Raw genomic sequence first — 11,188 nt, 5'->3', positions numbered from 1 at the left:
GGATGTTACTATGATCACTGACGTCGTCTCCTACGCTCTGTCTCACCTGCCAGCCGGTGAGGGCCCTCTCCAGCAAATCCACTTTCCAGCTGCGAGTCAGCCATACACCTATAGCCATACAGCAGCCCAACACAGACATCGCTTTCTCTGCCGTGACGTTCATATCTACCCCCAACAATTTCACCATCCCAATCATCACTGGATTCTTATCTGCAGCAGCCCGCACACTCTCATCCGTGAGTTCGATCGTTGATACGCAGCGGGCGGCGTCACCCAGTGACTTTTTCAAGGTATGGGCTACCTCCACCAGACGCAAACTATGGCCCGAACTGGCAAGGAATCGCTCCCCCCTGGCTGCTGGGTGCTTCATAGCGATGACGTGTAAATCGGCGACATCCCGCACATCCACAAAACAGCTGTTGATATCAGGACAACCCGGCTGCCCTTCTAACATCTCTTTGATAATCCGGGTTGAGTGTGAGTAGTCTGCGCCCAGCACAGGTCCGAGTACAGCCACGGGATTGATAGCTGACAGCTCTAAACCCCGCCCCTCCTTCTCAATAAATGCCCAGGCTGCCCGTTCCGATAAGGTTTTGGAACGTTGATACGGCCATAAATCGCTGTCCAGGTTCGTCCAGTCCGTCTCCTTAAATGGGCGCGGGTAGTCCGCCGCGTGACCGACTCCGACTGCACCAAATGCCGACGTTAACACCACGCGTTTAACGCCTGCATCCCTCGCCGCCCGCAGAACGCGTAAATTTCCCTCAATCGCGGGGTTGATCCAATCGGCCTCGGTGGCCTGCTCACCGGATGGTGTAGGTGATGCGCCGTGCAACACATAAGTACAGCCTTGAGTGGCCGCATCCCAACCCTGATCGGCCATTAAATCTGCCACGACAAATGTCAGGTTTTCGCCTGGCTCTACACCTCCTTGCTGGAGATGTTGTCGCACTTCGTTCTCCCGCTGGGCTGAACGCACCGTCGTGCGCACTCTGTATCCCTGTTTAAGCAGGGAAATAATGCAATGTTGCGCGATAAAACCGGTACCACCCGTCACCAAAACGGTTTCTTTAGTCATGAAAAATGCCTCGCTGTTGTGATACTGAGCAGAGTAAACAGCCATGACCGGATTTTGAATGCTTGATAGTGCGTGTAAGTTGCGTGATAGTACGGAAATGCAAAACGACCCTTTTTCCGACATCCTGAAATTCGTCCACGCGGAATCCCTGGTGACGGGAGGCTTTAGCGCGGGCGGTCGCTGGGCGTTACGTTTCCCTGCGCCCGAGAAGATTAAGTTTTTCGCCGTCCTGAAAGGACAATGCTGGGTTCAGTTTGACGACGACACCAGGCCAATTCTGTTCTCAACCGGCGATGTTGGTTTACTGAGTGCAAAACGCGCCTTTGTGCTGTCCAGCGAGCCCGGCGTAGAGCCGGTTGATGCCATGAGTGTGTTTTTCGGTGCCGGAAAACCTCATGCACCCATTGGTGAAGGGGATGATTTTGCGCATATCGGTGGGCATGTCCTGCTGAATCCCACCAGTGGCCGTTTATTGACGCACATTTTGCCGCCATGGATTCATGTCCCTGCCGCCTCTCCGCAAGCGGCCTCGTTCCGTTGGTTACTGGACCAGTTAGTACAAGAGCGTCGTACCACACAGCCGGGTTCGCAACTGGCCTCCTCACAGTTGGCGCAACTGCTGTTTATTCAGATTTTGCGTGCTCATCTGCAAACCTGTGATGCACTCCCCGCCAGTTGGCTGCGAGCCCTTGGCGATGCACGTCTTGCGCCTGCGCTTCAACTGATGCATGGCGATCCGGCAAGAAATTGGCATCTGGAAGAGTTGGCAAAAGCCTGCGCCATGTCACGTACCACCTTTGCTCAGCAGTTTCGAACTGCGGCGGGTGTGACACCGGTTGCCTATCTGACACAATGGCGCATGCGATTAGCCGAACGCGCCTTACGTGAGGAGTCCGATCAGGTGGCCGTGGTGGCGCAGTCGCTGGGTTACACTTCAGAAAGCGCCTTCAGCCATGCGTTTAAACGCGAGACGGGAATGTCGCCAAAAGCGTGGCGACTGGCTGAACGTTCGATGGGACAAAAGGCGCCGCCTTAGCACGTAATCGCATGCGCAAGCATGTATCGCGGATTATGCAGGATATCGACAGCTTACCCAGTGAATACGTTTTGCAGAAACACTAAGTTAAGGCTGCGGCCTTGCATCAAGCTGAAGCTGCAAAAAGGTCAGGTCGAGCCATCGGCCAAATTTGCAGCCTACCTGATTTAATCTGCCGCCATCACTGAAACCCAGCTTCTTGTGCAACGCGATTGAAGCGCTGTTCTCTGACTCAATCCCGGCAATCATCATATGTTTGCCCTGCTCGCGCGCCTGCTCAATCAAGGCGGTCATCAGCATGCCGCCCACCCCTTGGCCGCGCCCGTTTTTATGGACATAGACTGAATGTTCAACGGTATGTCGGTAGCCGTCCCAGGGACGCCAGTCACCATAGGAGGCATAACCGATCACGCCATGTTCATTAACCGCTACCAGTACCGGAAACCCCGCGGCCTGCCGTGTGGCCATCCACTGGATGCGGTTAGCAATATCCACGGTATTCTCATTCCAAATCGCGGTGGTGTTGAGTACTGCGTCGTTGTAGATGTCCGCGATCGCCCCGGCATCGCCCTCTTCTGCTGCTCGTATTTGCATGATTTCCGCCTCGTCACTATAGTGGATGTTTCGTTTACTATTGTAGATATCCATTATGTTAGATGAATTGTCCAGTAAAGAAGATGACATCAATGCGCGCATTGGTCAGAACATTAAAATCGAACGAGAGAAGCGCGGCTGGTCTTTAACCGACCTGGCAGAACAGTCCGGTGTTTCACGGGCGATGATCCATAAAATAGAACGGGGTGAGAGCAGCCCAACTGCGACGTCTCTCGCTCGCCTCGCCGGCTCGTTTGCTATGAGCATGTCACAGCTCATCGCGCTAACCGAGGTGCAACCAGGTACGTTGCTGCGTCATGCACAGCAACCGGTGTGGCAAGACCCAGAAACCGGCTACATTCGCCGCCATATTTCACCTGGCGATATCCCGTTGGATGTCGTGAGTGTAGAGCTCCCTCCGCACACTGACGTGCCAATGCCAGCGATTTCCTACCTTTCACGTCGTCAGTTGATCTGGGTGCTGGAAGGCACTTTGCGCTTTCAGGAGGGCGACAATCTGTTTGAAATGAACGTCGGTGATTGCCTGGAATTGGGCGATCCCACGGATTGCGTGTTTACCAATGCGACTGATGACATTTGTTGTTATGCGGTAATGGTGCTTAAAACCACTCTGTGAGCCCTAATGCGAAGAGACAAATGCAGAAGCCTGCTGTGCAGGTGGCACCGCGAAATTGCGCTGCATGCGTTTGATCTCCTCCGCCGGTGGCAGCCCGAACAGACGTTTGAATTCCCGGTTAAATTGGGATGCGCTTTCATAACCCACCGCAAGGCTCGCCGAGACCGCAGTCATCTCCTGACGCACCATCAGCATTCGCGCCTGATGTAAGCGTACCGATTTCACGTATTGCATCGGTGACTGCTGGGTGATGGTTTTAAAATGCGCGCTGAAGGTTGGCACGCTCATGCCTGCTTCACCCGCCAACTGCGCCAGATTGAGCGTCTGGGCATAGCAGGCATGAATATGGCGCAGCGCTTTACCCACCTTGCCGAATTGCCCCTGCAACGTCAGCGCGGCACGCAGTGCCTGACCTTGTGCACCCGTTAACACACGATAATAGAGCTCACGCACCAGTGCGGGGCCGAGGATCTGTGCATCCAAAGGATGACTCAGGGCCGCCAGGAAACGTAGCACTGAATCACGCAGCGCTTGATCCATTGGGCTCGACATCATGCTCTGCGCCGCTTTCGCCGTGAAAGGCACCTGCTGTTGCTCTAGTTCCAGCAACAATGCTGTCGCCACACTGAAATCAAGATGCATATAGATCGCCAGCAACGGGTGTTCTGCGCTGGCAGTGGTTTCCATGGTAAAGGGAACCGGCACAGAAACCGCCAGATAATGCTGCTCATCGTAGAGGTAGATTTGATCGCCAAAGAAACCACGCTTAGTGCCCTGGCAGACAATCACAATACCGGGATCGTAAAGCACCGGCGTGCGCGCTAGTGGGCGATCTGAACGCAAAATACGCACATCAGAAAGTGCCGTCAGATTGTAGCCCTCATGCGGCGCGAGCGATTTAAGCAATTCCACCGTACGTTGTTGCACCTCTGAATCTACCACCACCCCTCCTCATTCATAAGATTAGGCAATAAAAGCAGAAGATACGGCCTTATAGCGCTGACCTCCAGAGAATATTATGCATGCATCATTCATGTAGGGAGAAAAACGATGTCTACCTCTAAAACACTTTTGATTACTGGTGTAAGCAGCGGTTTCGGTCGTGCGCTGGCGCTGGAGGCCTTAGCCAAAGGTTATCGCGTGATCGGGACGGTGCGAAATGTAGAAGCTAAATTGGCATTTGAACAACTCCATCCGCAAAATGCGCTGGCGTTTGAACTCGATGTCACTCATTTCGCTGTTATTGATGACCTTATAGCCGACATTGAAGCTGATCAGGGTCCAATTGATGTTTTGGTCAATAACGCGGGTTATGGACACGAAGGGATTATGGAGGAGTCCTCGCTGGAGGAGATGCGCCACCAATTTGACGTTAATGTATTTGGTGCCGTGGCGATGATCAAAGCCGTATTGCCCTTCATGCGCCAACGGCGTCGCGGACATATTCTTAACATTACGTCGATGGGCGGATTTATCACCATGCCGGGCATTAGTTATTACTGTGGGAGTAAGTTTGCGCTGGAAGGAATCTCAGAAACCCTCAGTAAAGAACTTGCGCCCTTCAATATTCACGTCACCGCTGTTGCTCCCGGCTCATTCCGTACTGACTGGGCGGCCGCTCAATGGTGCGAAGCGCGCGCAGCATCAGTGATTATAACGCTCTCTTTGATCCTATCCGCCAGGCAAGAGAAGCGAAAAGCGGCAAACAGCTTGGTGATCCAGTGAAAGCAGCGCGCGCGATGCTGGCTATCATTGAGAGCGATAACCCGCCTGCACATTTGCTGCTCGGCAGCGATGCATTAAAGCTGGTGAAGGATAAACTTGTGGCGTTGAATGCAGAGATCGAGGCGTGGGAAACGCTGACACGTTCAACAGATGGTGATTAGTGACCTTTACAGGAATGTAATAGTAATTAGCACATTGGGGCTTCAAATAATTAATAAGGAACTTAAAGCCCCGATTCAGGGGCTTTGGTATTACTGAAGAACACTCAAACCTTTACGATCAATAATATTGAGCAAACGCAGCGCCGCGCCGTTTGGTTTTTTTTCTTCTCGTTCCCATTTAATAATCGTGGCGACTGACATTCCAACGCAAGCCGCCAGCATTGCTTGACTCAAGCCCAAACGCTCACGCAATTCTTTAATAGCCTGGCCCGACATCATAGGCAGAACAGGCAGTGTCGCTCGCAACTCGCGCAATCTTACCCTGGAGTCAATTTTTTCTTTAAGATCATCTGAGATAACGCCAATTTCATTGAAATCATGTGCGATTTCCTGAAGATCTTTAAGGTGATTAACCATCACACTGCACCTCTCGCATTTTCCCCGCCCTAATCGCTCGTCTTGCTTGTTCAGTGGTGAGGTTGAATAACTCTTTGGCAACTTGCTTATAAAGTAGCAGTTCAGTTTCGGTCATTTCTCGTATTGTGCTTTTGACTGCTGACTTAGCATACCCATTTACAAAGAAGAGGAGCTTATCAATTTTGAAAGCAATGACAGCTCTGGCACCACTACTTTTACCTTTGGTTAAGGGAATGCGTTTCTTATATACCCCACCGCCTAAATTAGCTTCATATCGACCCGCGATAACTTCTAACACTGCAATGCATAGCTTGCCGTCGTCAATCCCATCAGCTTTGGTATTTCTGTCGAATGGTTTTAAAACATAAATTGCCATGGTGTCTCCTGACTGTGATTCGATAAGGACGCTCCTTGTCCACACATGCAATATCTATAGTACTAAGTACCATAGGTTAACTCAATCTCTATCTTATTGGCCCAGACATCAAGTTTAAATGCCCTGAAAAGAGTGCTTTTACATAAGCATCTGTAATTAATAGACTAGCACTTTTTGCAAAAACAGCTCCCCTGATGGTTAACCTTATTCCTGTACAACAGGCTTTTCTTTGTATAACTTTAGTGGGCCTAGTGCTCATTAGTTAACCTGGAGGATGGAACCATGCGTCAGGGTAGAAACCTGCTATCAACGTCGGATGCGATTACGCGTTATTTTAATGAGGCTTCCCTGCCTTCTCAGCAGGAAATCCTGGGTAAAATCGTTGGAGAAATACTGCGTTCAGGCCGTTCACTGAGTCGCAAAACGATCTGCACCAAGCTGATTTGCCGACTGGAACAGGCCAACAGCCCGGAAGAAGAGTTGCACTACCAACAGTTAATTGGCCTGATGTTTACCTCCGAGCGATGATCCTGAGAACTTGCGCACCGACCTGACATCGGACAAAGTGGCTTCCGCCTCATAGATTATTTCACGTTAGACTGAATCCACTTTGTTACCTGTCGCAGGTCTGTTGCGGTAACCAGAGAACGTGTATGAACAGAAGTAAAGATGAACGATTAACTGATATCGTCATGGGCGATGCCGTACTGCAGCTGCTGAAAAAAAAGGGGCCGGTGACGAACAGCGCCCTGCTCGATAAGCTTCGTTTGATGGCGTCCGTTGAGCCCGATTCTGGCCGCCAAAAAGCACTTAGCCTAGCGATGGCAGAAGTCCTGAACAACATGCAACCCGCTACTCAGCAAAGCATGGCACTCAAAGATACCAATAACGTCACACACATTTTTCGCAACCGCGATAATACGGGCAAAGACACACAGCATTGAAATCGGGGCCTCAAGGCACCCTCTTGTTAATGAAATTTTCATAACTTAAGGCTGCAATTTTAACCTATTGCAGCCCTTTTTTGTCGGGCGCTTCACTACGCTTTCAATTCACCATGCTGCTGCAGCTCATAATCGATAAAGGCCGTAATCATCGCACGGTAAACCTGCTCAATAATTTCCTCAGATAACCCCTGCGCTTTTGCCTGAACTCTCACTTTATCAATCACCTGTTGGACACGATCGGGAGCGCGTACTGCGGCGCGGTCTTGTTTAAACTGTGCAGCGGCCTTAACACACTCTCCACGCCGGGCAATCAGTGCCACCAGTTGTTGATCCACTTGATCAATTTCTTCCCTGACTGCATCAATAGAGTCAAATTCCATCAAGATTTCTCCTTTATAAATGGGTTATCGCGAACTGATGAGCAATTTGATGCCCAGGCAAACAAAGCTCAACGCAAAGATTCGGTTCATAAAGCGCATCACGCGCGGTTTTTCGAGCACCCGACGCCTCATCAGCGCGGCAAAAGCGCCATACAACATAAAGATGAAAAGCGTCAGCAACATAAAAATGGCACTCAGTACTAACATATCTTGTGTCGGCGTCGAACTCTCTGAAGCGATGAATTGCGGTAAAAAAGCCAGAAAAAACAGCGATAACTTAGGGTTAAAGAGATTGAGTAACAGAGCATGGTTAATAATACGCAATGCGGATTTTTTACTCTCCACCTCCGTGGTCAGTGACGTCCGCTCACGTAGCGCCATCCACGCCATGTAGAGCAAGTAGCCAACGCCGATTAGCTTCAACATGTTGAATGCGTAGTCACTGGTATGAAAAATAACGGCTAATCCCAGCAATGCAGCGAGAAGATGCGGCACAATACCGAGCGTGCACCCTAAAGCCGTAATAAAACTGACACGCATTCCTCGATTCAGACCGCTGGCGATAGTTAACATAGCCCCAGGGCCCGGTGACATCACCACCACCAAAGTAGTGACATAAAACTCTATTCCAGCGTGCATTTTTAATCCCTCAGTCGAATGTATCGCCTGAGTATCAATTCACGAAAGGCCAGCGTCTTGAATAAAATTGCAGAGGATTACAGCAGAATGGCTTTTTGATAGCGTGACGGCGTGATACCCATTTGGCGCGAGAATGCACGCGTGAGGTGGCTTTGATCGGCAAAACCACTCATAACAGCGGCATCAGCCACACTATTCCCTTTTGCCAGCCATTGTCTTGCATTACGGACGCGCAACTGCATGAGATAGGCATGGGGCGTCATTCCAACTTCACGAGCAAAACTGCGCAAAAGTTGGAATCGACTTAGCCCACACAACGTTGCCAATTCACTCAGGCTCGTCTGACGTGATGGAGCATCATCTAAATATTGCTTTGCCCTTTGTATCGTGGGTGTCATGTTGGGCGGGAAAGCCAGGGTCAGAAGGTGGTGATGACAGAGGTGCATTAAGCATTGTAATAACGTCTCTTCCAGAAAACCCGGTTCAACCTTGGTCTGATTTAGGGCGAAAAATAGCTGAAACAGACGATGGCTCAGAGAGTTGTCTCTGACTAACGGCTTGAGCACTGCATCGGCATCACTCCTCTCCATCCGTAACTCCTGCCACAACAGTTCAGGTTCCAGATAGACCATCTGCCAGCTACGCGCGCCCTTTAGCGGCATACCATCGTGCACTTCTCCCGGATTGACAATAATCACATCTCCAGGACCGGCCTCTATCTGCCCCAGCAGGCTCCATGAGCGCTGTGCACCTTGCGAGATGACACCAATCCCGTAGTGATCGTGGGAATGGCGCGGAAAGGTATGTTCGCTCTGCAGCGCCATGGCCTCTGTACCCGCCATGGGGCTATGCAGAACGCGTGACAAGTGGACGGGATTTACCAACGTCGTTTCTCCGCAGATACACACTGCCCTCTACTTTAGCGCCTTTTCCTCTCAGCAGAAAAAAAACCGCAGGGATTTTGTACGATGTTGTGCTAACGTCAGATTTATTCCCCAATCTGCCGCGAGCCGATGATGTCTTGGTTCATTCCGTTGACCACAGTGACAACCACCACCGCATTCGTCGGCGGCGTGAGTGTATCTGTAGCAAAAACGTAAGCGTACAGAATCCTCACCCCGTCAGCCAATGGACGGGGATTGTCTCCGTTCATCACCCAGTGAAAGGAGACACACCATGCCATCCTCAAGTAAAAAAGCGCTATTGATTGTCGATATGCAGCACGGCTTGTTTTTTGCGCCGCAGCAGCCATTTGCCGCAGAAACTTTGCTGAACAATATCAACACGTTGATTGCCCGTGCACGCGACGCAAAAGCTCCGATCTTTGCTGCTCGCCATACCGGGCCTGAGGGAACACCGCTTGCCGAGAGCAGTCCGCTCACGCAGCTTATTCCACAGTTGGCGATAGATGCCGAGTTGGATGGTGTGTTTGTGAAACGCTACCCCAACTGTTTCCGTGGCACGACGCTCCTGGCTTCGCTACAACTCGCCGGAATTGAAGAGTTGGTGATTTGTGGTATGAAAACAGAATATTGCGTGGATACGACTTGCCGGGCAGCGGCAGACTTAGGCTTTCGCGTGGTATTAATCAGCGATGCACATAGCACGACAGACAACGGGCAGATGAGTGCATCCCAGATCATTGCCCATCATAACCAAACGCTATCGGGTCCGTTTGCCCAACTGGCGGCTACGGCTGACGCGCTCATTTGAATGTTTGGGCGCGGTCAATATCGCGCCCTGACCTCAGTACCGCGCGCGCCCGCTGAATCCCGCACCCAGTAAAATACTTTGATAAACCTGTGTGCTGGATTCTCCCTCCTCATTCATCAAGCGCGAGATAAAAAAGGGGTAAAGAAAACGGGTCCAAGCATAAAATATCAGACTACATCAATTGTATGCCAAAGCGCTTTAGCAACGTTGCCCACAGGACAAAAAGCACGATAGTTAACAGGCAACTCGCCACCAGCGTGGGCCAAAATCCCCAGCGCTGATAGAGAAATGGAAAGGCGACAAACATCGGCAGGGTTGGCACCACGTACCAGAAGGTATACCAGGCGTGGCTGGCGATCTTTGCCTGGCTCTGTCCTTCCAGCTTCATCCAGATCAGCACCAATATCGTCACTAATGGCAGCGCCGCAATCAACCCTCCGAGACGGTCACTGCGTTTCGCCACTTCAGAAATCAGCACCACCATGCCCGCCGTGATGGCGTATTTTACGATGAGCCACAGCATGGTTTGCTCCTACTTCAGATATGAACGAATAACGCTGACAATCTCTTCCAAATCCTGAGTGCGCTCCGCTTCGGTGGCAGATTCATTCATCAGGTGCTCTCTGATATGCCCCTCCAGCAGTTCTGCCATTAGACCATTAACTGCCCCGCGTACCGCTGCTACCTGCTGCAACACTTTTAGGCACTCCTCACCCGATTCTAATGCGGTCTCGAGCGAAGCTGCCTGCCCTTTAATACGACGTACGCGGGTTAACAGGCTTTTCTGATGCTTGAGTGTATGGCCCATTCTCGGCTCCTGTTGATCTTAATGTATACTGGGGTATAGTATATTTTCTTTGAATTTTTTGATTTTACGGCACTGCAATGCCGCTTTCAACTTATCACGACACGAGATGCACACCATGAATGATTTCGCTGCCCTGCTGAGCCAGGGCACGTCTAGCGCGTTGCTGTTTATCCCCAGCGCCATCTTGCTTGGGGCGTTGCACGGCCTGGAGCCGGGTCACTCTAAGACGATGATGGCGGCATTTATCGTCGCCATCCGTGGCAGTGTTCGCCAGGCGGTGATGCTGGGTCTGGCAGCCACTTTTTCCCACACTACGGTGGTATGGCTGATTGCGATGGGCGGGATGTATATCAGTCGGCAGTTTACTGCCGAAGCTGCCGAACCCTGGCTGCAGCTGATTTCAGGCCTCATTATCATTGCAACAGCTGCCTGGATGTTCTGGCGTACCTGGTCTGAAGCACAAGCGTGGCGCCAGCACCACGATCATGAACATACGCAGGATCGTCATCATGAACATAAGCATCATCATGAGCATGAGCATGAGCATGAGCATGAGCATCATCATGAGCACAGGCATCATCATGAGCATGGACATCATCATGAGCATCATCATGAGCACGGGCATTATCATGAGCATGAGCATCATCATGGGCACGGGCATCATCATGAACACGGAC

General features: G+C 51.2%; 18 protein-coding genes. 8 read left to right on the top strand and 10 right to left on the bottom strand.

Annotated features, from left to right (window positions below; genetic code table 11):
* Nucleotides 1-1,123 (bottom strand): aldehyde reductase (locus tag H7A81_RS21705; protein WP_255479014.1); only part of this gene is annotated, 1,123 nt, incomplete at its 3' end.
* A gap of 13 nt (nt 1,124-1,136) precedes the next feature.
* On the opposite strand from H7A81_RS21705, the gene H7A81_RS21700 reads away from it, so the two are divergent.
* Nucleotides 1,137-2,114 carry an AraC family transcriptional regulator gene (locus H7A81_RS21700; RefSeq protein WP_182058687.1) on the top strand — a complete coding sequence of 326 codons (978 nt, stop codon included), beginning with the start codon at nt 1,137-1,139 and terminating at the stop codon, nt 2,112-2,114.
* A gap of 87 nt (nt 2,115-2,201) precedes the next feature.
* Here the strand turns inward: H7A81_RS21700 and H7A81_RS21695 are convergent, their stop codons facing one another.
* Nucleotides 2,202-2,708 (bottom strand): GNAT family N-acetyltransferase, encoded by a 507-nt coding sequence (locus H7A81_RS21695; protein WP_182058688.1) that lies wholly within the window; start codon nt 2,706-2,708, stop codon nt 2,202-2,204.
* Between the two features lie 55 nt (nt 2,709-2,763).
* Between H7A81_RS21695 and H7A81_RS21690 the strand changes: the two genes are divergently transcribed.
* Nucleotides 2,764-3,345 (top strand): XRE family transcriptional regulator, encoded by a 582-nt coding sequence (locus tag H7A81_RS21690; protein WP_166934532.1) that lies wholly within the window; start codon nt 2,764-2,766, stop codon nt 3,343-3,345.
* A 3-nt stretch (nt 3,346-3,348) separates the two neighbouring features.
* Here H7A81_RS21690 and H7A81_RS21685 read toward each other — a convergent pair whose 3' ends face one another.
* Nucleotides 3,349-4,287 (bottom strand): AraC family transcriptional regulator, encoded by a 939-nt coding sequence (locus H7A81_RS21685; RefSeq protein WP_255479013.1) that lies wholly within the window; start codon nt 4,285-4,287, stop codon nt 3,349-3,351.
* Nucleotides 4,288-4,395: 108 nt separating this feature from the next.
* On the opposite strand from H7A81_RS21685, the gene H7A81_RS21680 reads away from it, so the two are divergent.
* Complete coding sequence (locus tag H7A81_RS21680) at nt 4,396-5,070, top strand: oxidoreductase (RefSeq protein WP_255479012.1); 675 nt, start codon at nt 4,396-4,398, stop codon at nt 5,068-5,070.
* Nucleotides 5,067-5,231 carry a hypothetical protein gene (locus H7A81_RS27795; protein WP_255479011.1) on the top strand — a complete coding sequence of 55 codons (165 nt, stop codon included), beginning with the start codon at nt 5,067-5,069 and terminating at the stop codon, nt 5,229-5,231. Before H7A81_RS21680 ends, H7A81_RS27795 begins: the two co-directional genes overlap by 4 nt.
* Nucleotides 5,232-5,321: 90 nt before the next feature.
* On the opposite strand, the gene H7A81_RS21675 is transcribed toward H7A81_RS27795, so the two are convergent.
* Entirely contained in the window at nt 5,322-5,648 is a 327-nt protein-coding gene (locus H7A81_RS21675; protein ID WP_182058685.1) for a DNA-binding transcriptional regulator, read from the bottom strand.
* The gene (locus tag H7A81_RS21670; protein WP_182058684.1) at nt 5,641-6,024 is read right to left on the bottom strand and encodes a type II toxin-antitoxin system RelE/ParE family toxin; all 384 of its coding nucleotides are present in this window, start codon (nt 6,022-6,024) and stop codon (nt 5,641-5,643) included. Before H7A81_RS21670 ends, H7A81_RS21675 begins: the two co-directional genes overlap by 8 nt.
* A 282-nt stretch (nt 6,025-6,306) precedes the next feature.
* Between H7A81_RS21670 and ycgZ the strand changes: the two genes are divergently transcribed.
* Together ycgZ and H7A81_RS21660 are read left to right on the top strand one after the other, a co-directional pair.
* Nucleotides 6,307-6,552 carry a regulatory protein YcgZ gene (gene ycgZ, locus H7A81_RS21665; protein WP_058960954.1) on the top strand — a complete coding sequence of 82 codons (246 nt, stop codon included), beginning with the start codon at nt 6,307-6,309 and terminating at the stop codon, nt 6,550-6,552.
* 125 nt (nt 6,553-6,677) lie between these two features.
* The gene (locus H7A81_RS21660; protein ID WP_166934522.1) at nt 6,678-6,968 is read left to right on the top strand and encodes a hypothetical protein; all 291 of its coding nucleotides are present in this window, start codon (nt 6,678-6,680) and stop codon (nt 6,966-6,968) included.
* A 95-nt stretch (nt 6,969-7,063) separates the two neighbouring features.
* On the opposite strand, the gene H7A81_RS21655 is transcribed toward H7A81_RS21660, so the two are convergent.
* The 3 genes from H7A81_RS21655 to H7A81_RS21645 all read right to left on the bottom strand — a co-directional run bounded on the left by H7A81_RS21655 (nt 7,064) and on the right by H7A81_RS21645 (nt 8,832).
* Nucleotides 7,064-7,351 (bottom strand): chorismate mutase, encoded by a 288-nt coding sequence (locus tag H7A81_RS21655; protein ID WP_182058683.1) that lies wholly within the window; start codon nt 7,349-7,351, stop codon nt 7,064-7,066.
* Between the two features lie 24 nt (nt 7,352-7,375).
* Nucleotides 7,376-7,945 (bottom strand): LysE family translocator, encoded by a 570-nt coding sequence (locus H7A81_RS21650; RefSeq protein WP_255479015.1) that lies wholly within the window; start codon nt 7,943-7,945, stop codon nt 7,376-7,378.
* Between the two features lie 122 nt (nt 7,946-8,067).
* A complete protein-coding gene (locus tag H7A81_RS21645; RefSeq protein WP_182058681.1) occupies nt 8,068-8,832 on the bottom strand; it encodes an AraC family transcriptional regulator in 765 nt (254 codons plus the stop codon).
* A 334-nt stretch (nt 8,833-9,166) separates the two neighbouring features.
* On the opposite strand from H7A81_RS21645, the gene H7A81_RS21640 reads away from it, so the two are divergent.
* Nucleotides 9,167-9,703: a cysteine hydrolase family protein gene (locus H7A81_RS21640; RefSeq protein WP_160867505.1), complete on the top strand. Its 537-nt coding sequence runs from the start codon at nt 9,167-9,169 to the stop codon at nt 9,701-9,703.
* A 172-nt stretch (nt 9,704-9,875) separates the two neighbouring features.
* Here H7A81_RS21640 and H7A81_RS21635 read toward each other — a convergent pair whose 3' ends face one another.
* Both H7A81_RS21635 and H7A81_RS21630 read right to left on the bottom strand, forming a co-directional pair.
* Entirely contained in the window at nt 9,876-10,226 is a 351-nt protein-coding gene (locus H7A81_RS21635) for a DUF3147 family protein (protein WP_034824206.1), read from the bottom strand.
* A 9-nt stretch (nt 10,227-10,235) separates the two neighbouring features.
* The gene (locus H7A81_RS21630) at nt 10,236-10,511 is read right to left on the bottom strand and encodes a metal/formaldehyde-sensitive transcriptional repressor (RefSeq protein WP_166934515.1); all 276 of its coding nucleotides are present in this window, start codon (nt 10,509-10,511) and stop codon (nt 10,236-10,238) included.
* 115 nt (nt 10,512-10,626) lie between these two features.
* Here H7A81_RS21630 and H7A81_RS21625 point away from each other — a divergent pair.
* The coding region (locus H7A81_RS21625) for a nickel/cobalt efflux transporter (RefSeq protein ID WP_182058680.1) at nt 10,627-11,188 on the top strand (562 nt) is incomplete at its 3' end.

The organism is Pantoea sp. ME81 (genome assembly GCF_903970985.1).
Lineage (GTDB): Bacteria > Pseudomonadota > Gammaproteobacteria > Enterobacterales > Enterobacteriaceae > Pantoea > Pantoea communis.
Note: the sequence above shows the minus strand (reverse complement) of the source record. Positions and strands in the feature narration are given on the sequence as shown.

What these genes read in the sequence shown, in the direction of transcription:
- H7A81_RS21680 (WP_255479012.1), top strand. Translation starts at nt 4,396, where the DNA reads ATGTCTACCTCTAAAACACTTTTGATTACTGGTGTAAGCAGCGGTTTC.
- H7A81_RS21700 (WP_182058687.1), top strand. Translation starts at nt 1,137, where the DNA reads ATGCTTGATAGTGCGTGTAAGTTGCGTGATAGTACGGAAATGCAAAAC.
- H7A81_RS21675 (WP_182058685.1), bottom strand. Translation starts at nt 5,648, where the DNA reads ATGGTTAATCACCTTAAAGATCTTCAGGAAATCGCACATGATTTCAAT.
- H7A81_RS21690 (WP_166934532.1), top strand. Translation starts at nt 2,764, where the DNA reads ATGTTAGATGAATTGTCCAGTAAAGAAGATGACATCAATGCGCGCATT.
- H7A81_RS21655 (WP_182058683.1), bottom strand. Translation starts at nt 7,351, where the DNA reads ATGGAATTTGACTCTATTGATGCAGTCAGGGAAGAAATTGATCAAGTG.
- H7A81_RS21695 (WP_182058688.1), bottom strand. Translation starts at nt 2,708, where the DNA reads ATGCAAATACGAGCAGCAGAAGAGGGCGATGCCGGGGCGATCGCGGAC.
- H7A81_RS21650 (WP_255479015.1), bottom strand. Translation starts at nt 7,945, where the DNA reads ATGTCACCGGGCCCTGGGGCTATGTTAACTATCGCCAGCGGTCTGAAT.
- ycgZ (WP_058960954.1), top strand. Translation starts at nt 6,307, where the DNA reads ATGCGTCAGGGTAGAAACCTGCTATCAACGTCGGATGCGATTACGCGT.
- H7A81_RS21660 (WP_166934522.1), top strand. Translation starts at nt 6,678, where the DNA reads ATGAACAGAAGTAAAGATGAACGATTAACTGATATCGTCATGGGCGAT.
- H7A81_RS21670 (WP_182058684.1), bottom strand. Translation starts at nt 6,024, where the DNA reads ATGGCAATTTATGTTTTAAAACCATTCGACAGAAATACCAAAGCTGAT.
- H7A81_RS21630 (WP_166934515.1), bottom strand. Translation starts at nt 10,511, where the DNA reads ATGGGCCATACACTCAAGCATCAGAAAAGCCTGTTAACCCGCGTACGT.
- H7A81_RS21635 (WP_034824206.1), bottom strand. Translation starts at nt 10,226, where the DNA reads ATGCTGTGGCTCATCGTAAAATACGCCATCACGGCGGGCATGGTGGTG.
- H7A81_RS21645 (WP_182058681.1), bottom strand. Translation starts at nt 8,832, where the DNA reads ATGGCGGGTACAGAGGCCATGGCGCTGCAGAGCGAACATACCTTTCCG.
- H7A81_RS21640 (WP_160867505.1), top strand. Translation starts at nt 9,167, where the DNA reads ATGCCATCCTCAAGTAAAAAAGCGCTATTGATTGTCGATATGCAGCAC.